We start from the raw sequence: 16,951 nt of genomic DNA, 5'->3' as shown, positions 1-16,951 counted from the left end.
GGGTGCTGAAAGACTGACTCGCGAGTGGCGCACCTGCACACGACACCTTCCCTTCACGCCGATGCCAGCCGCCGAACAACGGATTGAAGTGGGCGTGTTAGACTTGGCGAATCGTCCGGGGGGTACATTGCAGGACAACACCGCCTACGCAGTCGAACTCTGGCTCGGATGCTCTGATCGAGAGCAGGCACCGGAGGGCATCTTCACTGTCACGCTCTTCGATCGTGAACGCAGCGGCCTGGATGCCACCGACACCGTCAACCTCTCCTTCGGGAAGGAGGAGATACCAGGGCTTTCGCTTTCCGGTGAGGAGTTCCTCCTCATGTTCCATCAAGGCGAGCCGGGACTCTCCCAAGATGGCCTGCTGTTCGGCCGGCACCTGCTTTCACGGTTGCTCCGCCCGGGGCAGCCCACTCAACGGCTATGGACGGAAATCCAGACCCGTCGTCGAGTGACCCGACGTCCCTTGCGGCTCGAGTTCCACCTGCCAGACAGTGGCGCCGCTGTTCAGGTCGCGGAGCTACCGTTCGAGCTGCTCGCAGACGACCACGGGTTCCTGTTTCAGGAGCACGGCGCCTCGCTGGTCCGGACACTCCGTGGGCTGGAGAGCCATGCCTTCCAACTCCAAGAGGGCCACTCCATCATGGTCGCCTGGGCCAATCCTCGGGACCCAGATGGACGGTTCGCCTCGAACTCAGCACTCCCGGAGTCATTGCTACATCGCCATGAGGAGCAGACCGCTGAAGCGGCTCGCGGGCTGGGGTTCATGGTCAGGTCTCCATGCCGTCATGCCTCTCTCGGCACCCTTTCACGCCGGCTCGAGTCCGAGCACCCCACCGAGCTCATTTCCCTCGTCGCCCATGGATTTCCAGAGGGGGGCTCGGTCTGGCTTCACGATGATGGCCACCCGGCATTTCCAGACGACGTGGGCACCCCCATAAGCGCAAGCGAGCTCGCGAGTGTCCTGCGAAGAGGAGGGGCGCAGGTCGCCCTGCTCTGGACGTGCCATGGCGCGCGCCATCATCCTGTCAGCGGAGCACTTGCCTCGCAGTTGCTGAACCCGACGCGCGGAGGGCTTGCCGCAGTGGTATCCTCGCATGCCGCTCTGCGCGCCGAAGGCACCGAGCGAATCGCCGAAACCCTCCTGAGCAGTCTTCGAGGCGCCGCCGAGGGAGACCTTGAGCGAGCTGTCAGCGAAAGTCGCCGCGAACGCTCGGACTCGGACCTTCAATGGGCGGCCACCGTCTACTACGCCCGTCCTCGTGGGCTCAGGAGCGTGACGCTGAAGCAGATGGTCGACGGCCTGCTCGATTCCGAGCTGAAGGTCTCCCGGCCACCGGGGGTTATCCTCGTCGAGAATGCACCTCCGCCCTGGGTTCATTTTAGGGGCAGGCACAATGAGATTGGACGAGGACTGGCGCTCCTTCGACAGGGGCGGCTCGTTTCGGTCACGGGGCTGCCCGGCATAGGCAAGACGGAGGTGGCACTGGGAATTGCTCGCAGGGCCACGGAGGACACGCAGCTCCGCCTTCAGCGTTCCATCTGGCTTTCCCTTGATGAGGTACGCGATGTCGGCGCCCTCCGGGTGCTGATTGCGACTACATTCGGAGCGGACCCTGAGAAGCACGCAGATGGTCCTTCTCTCGCTCGGTTCCTTGGGGATTTGATCGCACTGGTCGTCTTGGACAATGCCGAAGACCTGATTCGAACGGATCGAGCAGGCTTGCAGCAATTCCTGGAGGCGCTGCTCCGAGGAGCCTCTGGCATTCGGTTTCTCCTCGCAACGCGCACACGGCTTGGCAATCTGCGTAGTGCAGCGGAGGCGGAGTTCCCGATTGGACGACTCCCACCGGAGGCGGCGCGTGAGGCCTTGATCTCGGCGGCAGGGGCACTGCTTGTCCCAAAGGAGCATGCTTCTCCGGAACTCGAAAGGCTTCTGGAATGGATTGATGGGCACCCGCTCTCCCTGATGCTGGTCGCTCCGCTGATTGGCAGCGTGCAGCTCTCTGAGCTTGTGGACCGCCTCCACGGAGGCGAAATCGAGTTGCTTGTCGACGGCGCCTTTGTGGATGACGTGGACCAGACACCGGATTCACGCCTGCGGCTCAAGCGCCTCATCAGCAGCCTGAACCTCTCTTGGCTACCGTTTCGGGAAAAGCACCCAGAGACCGCAGAGATGTTCGTCGTGCTTTCCTGGTTTCCGGCTGGAGTTCCAAGCCTCCTGCTTCCAATGATCTTCGGTCCTGGTGCGGAGGACAGGAAAGGGCGACTGCTGCGCGCCAATCTGGCGGACGAACAGGGCGCTGAGCGTCGGCTAACGCTACCTGCTCCCATCCGTGCGTATGCCGCGAGAAACGCGGATGCACTTCCACAGGAGCGCCGACTGGCCTTGGCGATCTCCATGGCCCAGGCGCTCGCCGCATGGCTGGGCTCACTTCATGCCAGAGTTGGCAAGCGCGGTGCCAGGGAAGCCATTGGGCATGGAGCACGCGAGGAGGCCAATCTCACGTCGCTTTGCCAGATGCTCGAAGGAACGCCACTACCTTCGCCCATCGGGCCGGACGTACTCATGCTTGCCACGAGCCTTGGCGACGCATTCTACCATTTCAGCAGTTTGATGCTCTTCTCGGGACTTGCACGTGGCGCCATCAAAATTGGACGGCGAGCAATGGCAATCCTGGAGACCCTCTCGAATGAGAGTTCCATAGCCAACACCGCAAAGGCCCTGGGCGACTTGTACCTTCGCACCGACCGGCTCCAGGAGGCGGAGGCGACCTACGCACGGGCCCTGCCCATCTACCGCTCCATCAAGGAGCGACTCGGCGAGGCCAATACCGAGCGGGCTCTGGGCGACTTGTACCGTCGTACCAATCGCCTCCAGGAGGCGGAAGCGGCCTACGCACGGGCCCTGCCCATCTTCCGCGCCATCGAGGTGCGACTCGGCGAGGCCAATACCGAGCAGTCCCTGGGCGACTTGTACCTTCGCACCGACCGGCTCCAGGAGGCGGAGGCGGCCTACGCACGGGCCCTGCCCATCTACCGCGCCATCGAGGTGCGACTCGGCGAGGCCAATACCGAGAAGTCCCTGGGCGACTTGTACCTTCGCACCAATCGCCACCAGGAGGCGGAAGCGGCCTACGCACGGGCCCTGCCCATCTTCCGCGCCATCGAGGAGCGACTCGGCGAGGCCAATACCGAGCAGTCCCTGGGCGCATTATACCTTCGCACCGACCGGCTCCAGGAGGCGCAGGCGGCCTACGCACGGGCCCTGCCCATCTACCGCGCCATCGAGGAGCGAGTCGGCGAGGCCAATACCGAGCAGTCCCTGGGCGACTTGTACCGTCGCACCAATCACCTCCATGAGGCGGAAGCGGCCTACGCACGGGCCCTGCCCATCTACCGCGCCATCGAGGAGCGAGTCGGCGAGGCCAATACCGAGCAGTCCCTGGGCGACTTGTACCGTCGCACCGACCGGTTCCAGGAGGCGGAAGCGGCCTACGCGCGGGCCCTGCCCATCTTCCGCGCCATCGAGGAGCGACTCGGCGAGGCCAATACCGAGAAGTCCCTGGGCGACTTGTACCTTCGCACCGACCGGCTCCAGGAGGCGGAGGCGACCTACGCACGGGCCCTGCCCATCTACCGCTCCATCAAGGAGCGACTCGGCGAGGCCAATACCGAGCGGGCTCTGGGCGACTTGTACCGTCGCACCAATCGCCTCCAGAAGGCGGAAGCGGCCTACGCACGGGCCCTGCCCATCTACCGCGACATCGAGGTGCGACTCGGCGAGGCCAATACCGAGCAGTCCCTGGGCGACTTGTACCTAAGCACCGACCGGCTCCAGGAGGCGGAGGTGGCCTACGCACGGGCCCTGCCCATCTACCGCGCCATCGAGGAGCGACTCGGCGAGGCCAATACCGAGCAGTCCCTGGGCGACTTGTACCTAAGCACCAATCGCCTCCAGGAGGCGGAGGCGGCCTACGCACGGGCCCTGCCCATCTTCCGCTCCATCAAGGAGCGAGTCGGCGAGGCCAATGTTCTCTCAGGAATCGGAAACCTCGCCCTCCATCGACAGGACGCACGTCAAGCCTTCACAGCGCACCTCGCCGCATTGAAACTCCACGAGCAGACCGACAATCACCTTGGCATTGCCTCAGCTCACGGATATCTCGCCCGTGCAGCATTTGCGGCTGCCCAATCTCTCCGCGCCGCAGTCCTGGCTGGGCAAGCCTTCTTGCTCCTGGAGACCATCAACGATCAGTACGGACAAGTGCTTGCCTTGCTTGACCTTGAGAAGGCGCTACTTGCGGCCCAGAAGGAAGAGCATGCTCAAGCCGCGCTCTTGGTCGCGTGGGGACGGGCTGCAGCTATTGACCATCCACTCGCCAAGCAAATGTCTACAAACTTCGCATCCCTGCCTCCCCCAGAAGATGTCGTGAATGCGGCACGCGAACTCACCGCCCAAGCAATCGCCGACTGCGTGCTTGAACTCAAGGCCCGGGGTGAAGACCCCTACTCCCCCCTGTCACCATGACCCAGCGCCTCGTTGTCATCTCAGACCTCCACCTCACTCCTCCTGGCGACTTCGGAGCATTCCGCTCAGGCGGCTCGCTCGCGGCATTCGTACGGCACAACGCGCGTGCCAATACCACCCTCGTCCTCAATGGGGATGTCTTCGATCTGCTTCACGTCCCAGGTCGCCCATCGACGCTCAGCCTGAAAAGCGCCCCCGCACTCATCCAGGCAGTGGTTAACGGTATTGGAGCTACAGACTGGGGACGCGCTCTCTATCTAGGGCTTCGTGGACTGATGGAGTGCGGCGGTCGATGCGTCATCATTCCAGGAAATCACGACCCCGAGCTTCATCACCCGGACACGCGCTCCATCCTGCTCGGAGCACTCGGGCTGCCTGAAACAGCCCGTCTGGAATTGCACCACGCAGCCTCCCCGTGGGCCATCCAGGTGGGGCAGTGGGAAGTGCGTGTCGGCCACGGCCACCGCTCCGACACCTGGAATGATGTCCCACCCGAAGAACTCCAGAAGGCCCTTCAGCAAGCGGGGGAGTTACCGCTTCCGCCAGGCTCTCGGCTCGTCTTGGAAGTGCTTCGCCCTTTTCGAAGGAACGAAACCACCGGGACCCTCCAGTTCAGCTTCATCGACCTGCTCAAGCCCGAGCTCGCTGTTCCTCTCCTCTTGCTCTATCTCGAACCCAAGCGGGCGCTCTCGCTGCTCCCCGGCGCGATGGGCGTAGGTCGGGATGCCCTTTTGCGCGCATTCCGGCGACAGCTCCTTCCTTCGCCGACGCTCGCATATCAATCGGGCTCGGCTGGACGGACCTCGGGCTCCGCCCCTCCCTCACTGGCGGATGCCCTCGCGAGGGCCATCGCCTCAGAAGTGGGAAACGACCTACGCGCATCACCCGATGTGGCAACCCGCGCGCTGCAGGCATGGCTTGCGGGACAAGCCCCCCCGGTCAAGGGAACCTTGGCATTTCATGGCGGAGCCGAGCGATGGCTGGTCCGTGCCGCACTTCGACACATCTCCGAGGACGGCTCCTTCTTCGACCCGAGTGGCCTCGGTGCGACAGACCGGGAGGTCCTCCGGGAACACCTTCCTGAAGGCTCTGGTCCGCGCGTCGTCATCTGCGGCCACACCCATGCCGCGCGTGAACACCGCCCGGAGGCCCACCGCGTCTACATCAACACCGGCACCTGGATGGACCTGATGCAGTTGCCTGAGCTTGCGAAGGACGAGGAGGTCAGCGCGTGGATTGACAGCCTTGAACAGGACCGCGTCAACAGGCTCAGCCGGACGACCTATGCCGAGGTGACGGAGGCCGGGGCCTTCCTGCGGACCTGGACCCCGCCAGCCGCCACCACGCTGGGTCCGTAGCGCGGGCGTGAGCACACCGGGCGGAGCCGAAGCCCACGGAGAATTCAGCCCACATGGGCGGCGCGCAACACCGCCCTCACCCCACCGGCAGCGGCAGCCGCACGGTGAAGGTGGTGCCCGAACCCACGGTGCTCTCCACCGTGAGCCGGCCGCCGTGGTTCTCGACGATTCCCTGGCAGATGGACAGGCCCAGGCCGGTGCCCTTCCCCTCCGGCTTGGTGGTGAAGAACGGCTCGAAGATGCGCTGCAGGTGCTTGGGGTCGATGCCCGTGCCCGTGTCGCGCACCGTCACCACCGCGTCCTGCCCCTCCCGGCCCGTGGACAGGTACACCGAGCCGCCCGGCGGCATCGCGTGGCACGCGTTGGTGATGAGGTTGACGAACACCTGCACCAGGTTGGCGCGCACCGCGGACAGCGGCGGCAGCTCCGAGTACTCGCGGTGCACGCTGACGCGCGCCTGCGCCACCACGTGCTCGCAGAAGCCCACCGCCATGTCGACCACGGCGTTGAGCTGCACCCGCTCCGGCTTGTCCTGCGCCGGCCGCGCATAGCTCACGAGGTCCCGCGTGAAGCGCAGGATGCGGTGGCTGCTCTCCAGAATCTTCTTCAGCTTCTCCTGGTCCGCCGGATTCGCGCCCGGCGTCAGCCGCGAGCGCTGCAGCAGCGCGTCCGCGTACGTGGCCACCGCCGTCATCGGGTTGTTGATTTCGTGCACCACGCTGGCCGCGAGCTGGCCGATGGAGGCCAGCTTCTCCGCGTGGATGATGCGCTTCTCCAGCTCCTTCACCACCGTGATGTCCTGACCGATGGCGATGACGCCCTCCACCTCACCGTGCTGCGTGAGCATGGAGGAGGTGGCGAAGGACACGCGCACCTCGCCGCCGTCGCGGGACAACAGGCGCGTCTCGAAGCTGTTCACCGACTCGCCGCGCATGGCCGAGGCGATGACCTGCGTCAGCCGCAGGTGCTCGCTCTCCGGCACCAGCCAGAACAGGTCCTTGCCCAGCACGTCCTCCTTGCGGAAGCCGGTGAGCGCGCTGATGGCCTGGTTGAAGACCACCACCTGCTTGTCCCGGCTGGCCACCAGGATGAGCGCGTTGGCCTTCTCCAGCAGGTCCTCCAGGTACTTGCGGACGAACGTCAGCTCGTCGATGAGCTTCGCGTTCTTCACCGCCACCGCCACCTGGTTGGCGAGCTGCAACAGGACGCGCTCATCGTGCTGCACGTCCGCGTCGAAGCCCTCCGGGTACTCCATGTTGATGGCGCCGAAGAGCTGCCCGCTCGCCACCAGCGGAGCACTCACCCCGTGCCTGCCGCCCTCGAACAAGAGCGGCACTTCGGCCAGCACCGCCACGCGGCCCGGGGGCAGCGACGTGGGCGCCAGGTTCGTCTTGTCCACCGCACGCTGGAGCAGCGCCAGCGGCTCGTGCGCGCCTTCCTTCAGGCGCCCTTCCGCATAGAGCGACGTCAGCCCGCCGGTGCGCGCGTCGGTAATCCGGATGCAGAAGGAGCGCCCGGGGAACAGCTCCTTCACCCCGCGCGCCACCGCCGCGACCAGCTCCTCCTCGCCGCCGGCCTCGGCCACGCTGCGGCCCAGATCCAGCAGCACGCTCTCCGTGCGGGCCTGCTCCAGCAGGGCCTTCTCCGCCACCACCAGCCGGTTGCGCGCCAGCTCCGGCTCGTTGCGCGCGCGCACCGCCACCACGTCTCCGCGGCGCGACAGCGTCAGCACCACGCCCGCCAGGTCCCCCAGCAGCTCCACGTCGCAGCTGGCGCCGTCCGCGGGCACGCAGGCGCCGGCCAGCTCACGCGCCACGTCGTCCACCGACACGTGGTGCTCGGCGCAGAAGCGACGGAAGGAGTCGTTGACGGCCACCAGCCGCAGACCCGGGTCACACATGGCCGAGGGCGCGTCGAGCGCCTCGAAGAAGGCCTGGAAGGACTCCGCCGAGGGGCCGCCGGGAATGCGCACGACGCGGGGCTCAGTCTTCATGGGAGGTGGCCTTGTCCAGGTCGAGAATCTGTTGCGCCCCCATGTACGACTTCGTCTCGTAGCGGGTGATCTTCCCAATCTTCCGGACGATCTCCGCCATGCGCTCCGCCTCGCGGTAGATGATGTCCACCGGCTTCCAGGCGAAGTCCTCCTCCTTCAGCTTGCGCTTGAGCAGCTCCGCGTAGCCCATGACGGACGTGAGCGGCTGGTTCAGCTCGTGGGCGGCGGTGCCGGCGAGCGCGACGATGACGGCGCTCTTCTCGCTCTCCTCCAGCCGCGTCTCCACGTCGGACAGCTTGCGCTCCAGCTGCATGCGGGCGCGCATGTCCGTGAAGATGCCCACGCTGAACACCTCGCGGCCGCCCTCGTAGACGATGGAGGCCGTCATGTTCACCGGCACCCGCTCACCCGAGCGGTGCAGCAGCTCCTCGCGGGTGAGCGACAGGCGGCCCTTGCCGCCGTGCTCGGGGGCGCGAATCATGGACATGACCCGCTTCGCCACGCCGGGCGGATAGAGCTGGTGGACGGTGAGGCTCGTCATCGCCTCCTGCGCGGTGTAGCCGCACATGGCCTCCGCGCCCTTGTTGAAGAGGATGATGCGCCCCTTCAGGTCCGCCGCGATGATGGCGTCCACCGACGAGTCGATGAGCCGCTCCAGGAAGTCCTTCGTCTGGCGCAGCTCGTCCTCCATCTTGCGCGCGTCGGTGACGTCCCGGAAGGAGAGGATGGTGGCCGCGTCCTCGTCGCGCATGGGCGCGGCGGACATGGACAGCGTCAGGCGCCGGCCCGCGGCGGTGCGCACCTCCACGTCCACGCCGGAGCGGGCCTCGCCGTGCGAGGCCGTCGTCACCAGCTCCATCAGCACGCACTCGTCCACCGGCTGGGTGACCTGGTGCAGGTGGCGGCCGCGCGCCTCCACCGCGGGGAGGTCCAGCATGGCCGCGCCCGACGGGTTGAGCGACAGCACGCAGGCCTTGTCGTCGAGGATGGCCACGCCCTCGCTGACGTGCGCGAAGAAGAGCTGGTAGGGCTTGAAGGACGCCGCCTGCTCCTCGGCGGCGAGGCGCGCTGTCTTCTCCACCTCCGTCTGCCCGCGCACGGACTGGAGGATGGACGCGTTGCGCAGCGCCACCGCGGTGGCGTGCGCCACGGTGGTGAGGAAGTCGATTTCCCGGGGCGTGAAGGTGCGCCGCGTGCCCGCCGCGCGCACCAGCAGCACGCCGCGCACCTGCCCGCGCACCGGCAGGGGCAGCGCGGCGATGGCGTGGATGCCCCTGGCGGCCACCGCGCGGCGCTCCACGTCGCCCAGCAGCGGGTGCGTGGACGCCTCCTGCATCACCACCGGCTTGCCGGTGCGCATCACCTCGCGAATCTCGGGGTAGCGAGACAGCTCGATGCGCAAGTCCTTGAGGGTCGGGTCGTCACTGGCGGCGACGATGACGCCCTCGTCGGCGTTGCGGCCGAGCATCACCAGCGTGGCGCGGGCGATGGCCAGCTTCTCCGCCAGCCGCCGGGTGACGCCGTGCAGGAGCGCCTCCACGTCGGAGCTCTCCGCGTACTCCGCCGTCAACTCCAGCAGGAGGGCCAGGTCCTCCTGGCTGCGCTCCTGTTCCCCACGCTCTACGTGGCGCGCGGCGGCGCACTGGAGCCGCCACGCCAGCTCGTGCGTGGCCACCGGCATGGTGAGGATGTCCGCGGGCTTGAGCGCCTGCGCGGCGGCGAAGCCCCGCTCGCCGGGCTCCACCAGCACCACCAGTGTGAGGCTGGTGGCGCGGGGGCCGTCGAGCAGGTTCCGCAGCGCGGAGCCACTGCCGGGCAGGGTGAGGTCCACCAGGGCGAGGGAGGCCTCTTCCAGGCCCTCCACCACCCGAAGCCCCGCACGCGCGGCCGAGGCGGTGAGCGCCTCACGCGCCTGCGAGTCGGAAGGCACCAGAGTGATGCCGAGAGCGAATTCCAGCGAGGACGGCACGTGGTAGGTGGGGTCCAGGGAAGGCGGGGAGCCCCACTCTACACGGCCCGGACGCTCAGGGGCAGTCCGACTCGAAGGCACCCAGGTCCGGCGCGGCACCGCAGTACGTCAACCCCAGCGAAGCCCCCACGTTGCGGGCAGGCGAGCTGGCACCGAGGCGGAAGTCGCCGGTGTCGATGTTGAGGAAGGCCGGCGACTTCTCCAGCGAGCGGCGGTCCAGGCCGCTGCCCGCCTTCCAGTCCGTGAAGTCCATGTCCACGCCATTCAGGCGGAAGACGGCCGCGCCCCCGGAGCGGAAATACAGATTGGATTCCACCACGGTGTTGGTGCGCTCCGGCCCGCCGCGTGCCGCCACGCCGCAGCCGGCGAAGACGTTGTTGCGCACGTCCAGGGTGGCGCTGGGGCCGGTGTCGCCGTGGCCGAAGATGAGGCACGGGCCCGGCACGTTCCACACGGTGTTCTGCTGCACCTTCACGTTGATGGAGGTGTCCACGCGGATGCCGCTGCCCTCCTCGCTGCCGCCGAGCGCGTCGCGGACGAGGTTGCGGCGGATGGTGATGTTGGTGGGAGGCGCGTCCACGCGCACGCCGCCGATGCTGATGGCGCGGCCGTTGTTGTAGAAGACGTTGTCCTCCAGCGTGACGTCCTTCGCGGACAGGTGCACCACCACGCCCTCGCCGCGCGACGTCGTGGAGGACTTGTGGCCCCAGACGATGTTGCCGCGCAGGGTGACGCGCGTGCACGTCTTGATGTCCGCGCCGTTCTCCCGGTTCTCGTGCAGCTCGTTGTCCTCCACCAGGAGGTTATCGAAGGGCGTGCCGGAGACGGTGGCGCCGCCCTCGGGGCCGATGCACTGCACCGCGTCCCCGGAGTTGTGGTGGATGTCATTGCCACGCACCACCACGTTCTTGGACGTGGTCTGCAGGATGACGCCGTGGCTGTCGTCGGTGCCTCGGGTGAAGTTGCTGATGACGTTGTTCTCGATGAGCACGTCGGCGGCCTTCTCGCCCACGTTGACGCCCGCGCCCGCGGTGCCGTTCTTCACCGTGCAGCCGCGAAGCACGCCGTGGTGCGAGCCCACGCCCCGCCACAACACCGCGAAGGAGGCATCCCCCGCCAGGTCGAGCGTCATCCCTTCGATGCGCCAGTACGCACCCCGCACGTCCACCAGCGCGGACCCGCTGCCCGACGGCTTGAGCACCACCGTGGCGCCGGGCGCGGCCTTCACGGTGAGCGGCGACGCCTCCGAGCCGCCCTTCTCCTCCAGCTTGAGACGCTCCGACCAGGTGCCGGCCTTGAGGTACACGGCCTCGCCCGGCTTGAGCAGTGACAGCGCCTTCGTCACCGTGCGCAGCGGTGCGCCCTGCGTGCCGGACGCGCTGTCGCTGCCGTTGGTGGCCACCCAGAGGATGCGCGAGAACTCCGGTGCCGGAGGGGGCGTGGGCGTGGGGGTAGGAGTCGGCGTCGGGGTGGGCGTCGGCGTCGGGGTGGGGTCGCCCGGCAGGTCCGGGATGGGGAGCGGGACGGGGGACGGGTCGGAGTCTTCCGGCGGGGTCGGCGTCTCGTCGTCGTCAGAGCTGCCAGGAAGGTCGGGCTGGATGACCGGGGGCGTCTCCGTCGAAGGGGCCTGGCCCGGAGTCGGGTATGCGCCGGTGTCTTGGGAGAGGTCTCCCTTGCCATTGCAGGCGACGGAGGAAAGCAGGACAGCGGAGCAGAGGGCCGGTATCAGCGGAAACCGTTGGCGCATCCTGTGAGACTCCTTGTGTGGGTCGCGACGTGTGGGCGCTCGCGAGGACGGCCGCCAATTCCGGGCCCCGCGCTGTTCATTCCCGCACCCAACGGCAACCCATGCCTGCCGGGACGCAGGGGAAGGAAGCGAGAATCGCGATTCCGCGTGGTTGCGGAATGCGGGAAGAAGCGCGGCTGATGCGTCACGAGGCCGATATTCGCCAGACTGGCGGGCGGATGTGGGCCCGTGGAGGCGGAGATATTCCCGAGTCGGGCTTCTTCTTTTTCACCCAGGGAGTTGGCCGGCCCGGGCGGGAGCGGGCGGACGTGCGCGTGGGCGGGCGGTCCGCTGATGCTCCGAGGCGCGCCCCGGCGTTCCTTGACGAGGGGAGGAGCGCGCGGGATATGAGCGCGTCCCACCCGCGGTCAGGAGACGCCTTGGACATCTTCAAGGAATTCACCTTCGAGGCGGCCCACCGGCTGCCCAATGTGCCCCCCAACCACAAGTGCAGCCGGCTTCACGGGCACAGCTACCGGGTGGAAATCCACGTGCGCGGCCCCGTGGGCGAGCGCACCGGCTGGGTGATGGACTTCTCCGACATCAAGGAGGCCTTCGAGCCCGTCCGGATGCGGCTGGACCACTACTACCTCAACGAGATCGAGGGCCTGGACAACCCCACCAGCGAGAACCTGTCGCGGTGGATCTGGAAGCGGCTGCGGCCCACGCTCCCGCAGCTCAGCCGCGTCGTCGTCCGTGAGACGTGCACCAGTGGGTGCATCTACCAGGGTGAGGACGACTAGGGGCCCTGCCGCGCTCCCGGCGTTCTGACGTATCGTTCCCTCCGGCCTGCTCTCTGTCTCAAGCGGGCAGGCCGTCGAGGGGGCCCGCATGCTGAAGTCTCTGTTGTTGCTGCTGCTGCCCGTGTTCCTGCTCGGCGCCACGCCCGTCGTGGACCGGCCCGTGGTGGACACGAGCGGGCGGCTGTCCCCCGCTGACAAAGAAGCCGTGGCCACCGAGCTCGTCCGCCTGCGCGAGGAGACGGGCGCGCAGATGGCGGTGCTCATGGTGGACACCACCGGCGGGGTGCCCATCGAGGACTATGCCCTGCAGGTTGCCGCGGCGTGGAAGGGCGGCGGTAGGGGCCAGGACAACGGGCTGCTGCTCGTGCTCGCGGTGAATGACCGGCGCCAACGGCTGGAGGTGGGCTACGGGCTGGAGGAGCACCTGCCCGACGACGCCGTGCGCACGCTGCTCGACGCACAGGGGCCGCTGCTGCGACAGGGGGACTACCGGGGCGCGCTGCTGGCGGTGGTGCAGGGCGTGCGCCTGCGCCTCCCGAATGCCGACGGCGTGGTGGAGAACCAGGTGCCGTCGACCGCCCCGAAAGCGGGTGAGGCCTTCGTGGGGCTGCTGGTCGGCGGGCTCCTCATGGGCATGCTGTTGGGGCAGTGCGTGGGAGCGTGGCGGAAGCGGCTGGGCACCGTGAAGCTGGCCTGGGCCGTGGGCGCGCTCGTGGTGCTGCCTCTGGGGACCATCACCCTCGCGACCTGGTCGAGCCAGCACCCCACCGTGCACTTCCTGGGAACCTTCGTCATCTTCGCGACGGTGTTCTGCCTGCTCACGCTCGTCGGCATCCACGCTTCCCGGGTGCTGGCGTTCCTCCTGGGCGGGATCCAGCTCCTGACCGGCCTGTTCATTGGCACGATGATGCCCAGCCCCGGCGTGCTGGACATGCTCGGCCTCACGGTCTTCACCAGTGCCTGCATCAGCTTCGTCCCCTTCCTCGTCTGGGCCTTCATCTGGGGCGTCAACAGAGCGGACCGCTCGGGCAGCTCCTCGTCCTCGGGTGACTCCTCGCCTTCTTCCTGGAGCGGCGCGTCCTCGCCTTCTTCCTGGAGCGACTCGTCCTCGTCTTCTTCTTCCTGGAGCGACTCGTCCTCGAGCGACTCGTCCTCGTCCAGCAGTTCCAGCTCGGACAGCTCGTGGAGCGGCGGGGGTGGTGACTTCGGCGGGGGTGGCTCCAACTCGTCGTGGTAGCTCGCACGTCGTGTGTCGCCGGGCCGTGACGGGCGGCATCAATCCCGTGCGCCGCCGTCCCGCCCGTGGCATGTAGCGCCCGGAAACCGACTTCGAGGTTCGAGGGCAATCACATGAACGTGCTCATCACCGGAGCCACCGCCGGATTCGGGCTGGCCATCACCCGCCGCTACATCCAGGACGGCGCGCGCGTCATCGCTGTCGGGCGACGGACGGAGCGGCTGGAGGCGATGCGGGCGGAATTGGGAGAGCGGCTGCTGCCCGTGACGCTCGACATCACGGACCGCGAGGCGGTGGAGCGCGCGGTGCGCTCGCTGCCGGCGGATTTCGCCGAGGTGGACGTGCTGGTCAACAACGCGGGCCTCGCGCTGGGGTTGGACCTGGCGCAGGGGGCACGCGTGGAGGACTGGGACGTGATGGTGGACACCAACGTGAAGGGCGTCCTGTACTGCACGCACGCGGTGCTGCCCGGCATGGTGGCGCGCAACCGGGGCCACATCGTCAACATGGGCTCCATCGCCGCCGAGTTCCCCTACCCCGGCGGCAACGTGTACGGCGCCACCAAGGCCTTCGTGCACCAGTTCAGCCTCAACCTGCGCGCGGACCTGCACGGCACCGCCGTGCGCGTGACGGACATCGAGCCCGGCCTCGTGGGCGGCACCGAGTTCTCCAACGTCCGCTTCAAGGGTGATGACGCCCGCGCCGCGTCCCTCTACGCCAACACCCAGCCGCTGACGCCCGAGGACATCGCGGACGCGGTGCACTGGGTGACCACGCGCCCCGCGCACGTGAACATCAACATCATCTCGCTGATGCCGGTGGCGCAGGCCTTCGGGCCGCTGCCGGTGAAGCGGGGCTGAGCGCGGGCGCACGGGGAGGCGCTCGCACGTCCTCGTGGGCCGGGCCTCCGCGCATGGGCGGAGGCGTGGAGCAAGCGCCCGAGCCGTCCGTCGTGGGCCCGACGTCCCGTGAAGGCCCCGGCCGGCGGTGGGCCCACTTCACGGACGACACCCTGCCCCGTCCGCCGTTCTCCTCATGAGAAGCCATGCGTGAGGTCCACGCGGGCGGGGGGAACAGCGATGACTCGTTACGGAACGGCTGCGTCAGTCCTTCTCATCCTCCTGGGGGTCTACGCGGCGCTGATGTTCATCGCCTCCTTCGCGGGCTTCGCGGGTGACGGGCCCATGGTACCCACCGCGGTGGTGGCGCTGCTGACCTGGGGCGGCTTCATCGTGCTCACGTTGCACGGCCTCCGGCGCGCGCTGGCCGTCCGCGGGGGCGAGGCGAACCGGTTCGACGCCACGGTGTTCTGGACGAAGGCGCTTCCATTGATTGGGGCGTTCTGGTCCATCGTCACGGCGTTCGCCTTCGGCTTCGGCGCCTTCGCTTCGTGTGGCCCGGTGTGGCTGTCGGGGCTGTACCACTGGGGCGGACTGGTGGGCAGCATGCTGTGCTTCGGCGCGTGGTTCGCCGCGCCCTTCATCGCGCGCGAGACGGCGGGCGAAGCGGGACAGCGCGTGGAGCTTCCCGGCTGGGGAAGGCTCGCCATCATCGGCACGGCGGTGTACGGGTTGTGGGGCGTGGTGTGGCTCGTCGCGTGGATGATGCTGCGCGGCTCCATCGAGGCCGGGGCCTATCCGACGGCGGCCAATTCGCCGTATCCCGACGGGGAGCGCTCGTGGATCGTCCAGGGCAACAACTCGTCCTTCAACCACCAGGGAGACGAGGAGTTTGCCTGGGACTTCCGGCGCCAGTGCGGCACCCCGGTGCTGGCGGCGCGCGGCGGCACGGTGCTCAATGTCGAGCACGGCTTCGAGGGCAACGGCAAGGGCAAGCACAACAACTTCGTCACGGTGCAACACGATGACGGCACCGTGGCGAAGTACCTGCACATCAAGACCGGCAGCGCGAAGGTGGAGGAAGGCGACACCGTCAAGCAGGGAGACCCGCTGGCGGAGGTCGGCAACGTGGGCAACAGCCTCACCGGCCACATCCACTTCGTGGTGGAGAAGGGCGGCGACAGCATCCCCGTCACCTTCCGAGATGTCGACGAGGACAGGGGGATTCCGCGCACGTTCGAGCGCTACGCCTCGGCGGAGTGAGGACGGGCCCGGCATTTTCGCGAGTTACCTGGAGGATTGTCCCCAGCGTGCAGGATGTCAGAGGTCTGGTGCATGCTGGACACATGAGCGAAGACCTCCAGGTGCAGGACGGGGTGCGGGTTGCGACGAACGGGGCGGGGCCGCATCCTGGGGACATGGGCGACAAGCCGCGGACGGAGAGCGTGTACGAGGCACGGGAGCGCCTCCCCGAGGGCGTCATCAGCCAGATTGTCGATGGCGAGCTGTACGTCAGTCCCCAGCCACGCACGGTCCACAACCGGGCCGCGGGGGAGCTCTTCAGGGAGCTCGCACCGTTCGGGAAGGAAGAAGGCCCTGGCGGCTGGTTGCACCTCATCGAGCCCGAGCTTCATTTGAAGCGGGATGTGCTGGTGCCCGACATCGCGGGCTGGCGGCGCGAGCGGATGCCCGAGATGCCAGACATCGTTGGAGTGAAGCTCCCGCCGGACTGGGTCTGCGAGGTCCTCTCTCCCTCCACCGAGGCGCTGGACCGGGGCCGGAAGATGGCGGTGTACGCCCGTGAGGACGTGGGGCACCTGTGGTTCGTGGACCCTCGCAGCCAGTCGCTGGAGGTCTTCCGGCTGGAGGGCAAGGGGTGGAAGCAGCTCGGCGTGTACACGGGCAACGCCGTGGTCCGTGCCGAGCCGTTCGAGGCGCTTCCGTTGAACCTGGCGTTTCTCTGGAAGCGCTGAAAATGTGAATCGCGGTTCATGTTTTCGCATGGGCCCCGGCGCGTCCCGCCCCTCCTTGGGCTAAAGTCCCGTCCATGAGTCAGTCGGACCCTACGGCTCCCAACAAGGGGCTCCTCGCCCGCGGCCTGAAGCTGCTGGGGCAGCTCACCCACCCACAGACGCGCACCGGCAAGGTCTTCACCCGCGCCGAGCAGGGCCTCACCCAGGTGCTCGCGCGCCTCGCGGAGAGCCCCACGTACCTGCGGGTCAGCGGCGGCCTCATGCGCCAGGGCTTCAATGCCCGCATCCGCCGCCGGGGACTCGTGGAGCGCACGCTGCACACCCTGCACCTTCCCACGCCCTCCGAGGTGGAAGACCTCAGGGACCAGCTCCGCCGCGTGAATGACCAGGTGGAAGCGCTCGGCACCCAGCTCGAGACGATGGTGGACCTCGTCCACACCCCCGAGACCTCCGAGGCCGACGCCTCCGAAACCCGCGCGCCCCATCCGAAGGGGCGCGCCTCGTCCACGCGCCGCGCCTGAC

At 67.8% G+C, this 16,951-nt stretch carries 11 protein-coding genes; 8 read left to right on the top strand and 3 right to left on the bottom strand.

Annotation, left to right across the window (positions count from 1 at the left end):
* Positions 1 to 127: 127 nt before the first annotated feature.
* Both OV427_RS25195 and OV427_RS25190 read left to right on the top strand, forming a co-directional pair.
* Positions 128 to 4,531 (top strand): tetratricopeptide repeat protein, encoded by a 4,404-nt coding sequence (locus tag OV427_RS25195; protein WP_267858714.1) that lies wholly within the window; start codon positions 128 to 130, stop codon positions 4,529 to 4,531.
* Positions 4,528 to 5,889 (top strand): metallophosphoesterase, encoded by a 1,362-nt coding sequence (locus OV427_RS25190; RefSeq protein ID WP_267858713.1) that lies wholly within the window; start codon positions 4,528 to 4,530, stop codon positions 5,887 to 5,889. Before OV427_RS25195 ends, OV427_RS25190 begins: the two co-directional genes overlap by 4 nt.
* 76 nt (positions 5,890 to 5,965) lie before the next feature.
* On the opposite strand, the gene OV427_RS25185 is transcribed toward OV427_RS25190, so the two are convergent.
* The 3 genes from OV427_RS25185 to OV427_RS25175 all read right to left on the bottom strand — a co-directional run bounded on the left by OV427_RS25185 (position 5,966) and on the right by OV427_RS25175 (position 11,598).
* Positions 5,966 to 7,882 carry an ATP-binding protein gene (locus OV427_RS25185; protein ID WP_267858712.1) on the bottom strand — a complete coding sequence of 639 codons (1,917 nt, stop codon included), beginning with the start codon at positions 7,880 to 7,882 and terminating at the stop codon, positions 5,966 to 5,968.
* Positions 7,872 to 9,812: a PAS domain S-box protein gene (locus OV427_RS25180; protein WP_420718277.1), complete on the bottom strand. Its 1,941-nt coding sequence runs from the start codon at positions 9,810 to 9,812 to the stop codon at positions 7,872 to 7,874. Before OV427_RS25180 ends, OV427_RS25185 begins: the two co-directional genes overlap by 11 nt.
* Before the next feature lie 94 nt (positions 9,813 to 9,906).
* Positions 9,907 to 11,598 (bottom strand): right-handed parallel beta-helix repeat-containing protein, encoded by a 1,692-nt coding sequence (locus tag OV427_RS25175; protein ID WP_267858710.1) that lies wholly within the window; start codon positions 11,596 to 11,598, stop codon positions 9,907 to 9,909.
* A gap of 386 nt (positions 11,599 to 11,984) precedes the next feature.
* On the opposite strand from OV427_RS25175, the gene queD reads away from it, so the two are divergent.
* From queD to OV427_RS25145, 6 genes are all read left to right on the top strand, one after another.
* Positions 11,985 to 12,380: a 6-carboxytetrahydropterin synthase QueD gene (gene queD, locus OV427_RS25170; protein ID WP_420718276.1), complete on the top strand. Its 396-nt coding sequence runs from the start codon at positions 11,985 to 11,987 to the stop codon at positions 12,378 to 12,380.
* A gap of 88 nt (positions 12,381 to 12,468) precedes the next feature.
* Positions 12,469 to 13,617 carry a TPM domain-containing protein gene (locus tag OV427_RS25165; RefSeq protein WP_267858709.1) on the top strand — a complete coding sequence of 383 codons (1,149 nt, stop codon included), beginning with the start codon at positions 12,469 to 12,471 and terminating at the stop codon, positions 13,615 to 13,617.
* Positions 13,618 to 13,730: 113 nt separating this feature from the next.
* Positions 13,731 to 14,477, top strand: coding sequence for an SDR family NAD(P)-dependent oxidoreductase (locus OV427_RS25160; protein WP_267858708.1), 747 nt, complete (start codon positions 13,731 to 13,733; stop codon positions 14,475 to 14,477).
* A 219-nt stretch (positions 14,478 to 14,696) separates the two neighbouring features.
* Complete coding sequence (locus OV427_RS25155) at positions 14,697 to 15,719, top strand: M23 family metallopeptidase (RefSeq protein WP_267858707.1); 1,023 nt, start codon at positions 14,697 to 14,699, stop codon at positions 15,717 to 15,719.
* Between the two features lie 83 nt (positions 15,720 to 15,802).
* Entirely contained in the window at positions 15,803 to 16,429 is a 627-nt protein-coding gene (locus OV427_RS25150) for a Uma2 family endonuclease (protein WP_324289986.1), read from the top strand.
* 74 nt (positions 16,430 to 16,503) lie between these two features.
* Positions 16,504 to 16,950 (top strand): hypothetical protein, encoded by a 447-nt coding sequence (locus tag OV427_RS25145; RefSeq protein WP_267858706.1) that lies wholly within the window; start codon positions 16,504 to 16,506, stop codon positions 16,948 to 16,950.
* The last annotated feature ends 1 nt before the right edge of the window (position 16,951 follow it).

The organism is Pyxidicoccus sp. MSG2 (genome assembly GCF_026626705.1).
Taxonomy (GTDB): Bacteria; Myxococcota; Myxococcia; order Myxococcales; family Myxococcaceae; genus Myxococcus.
The sequence above is the reverse complement of the archived record's forward strand: the minus strand, read 5'-3'. Positions and strand labels throughout refer to the sequence as shown.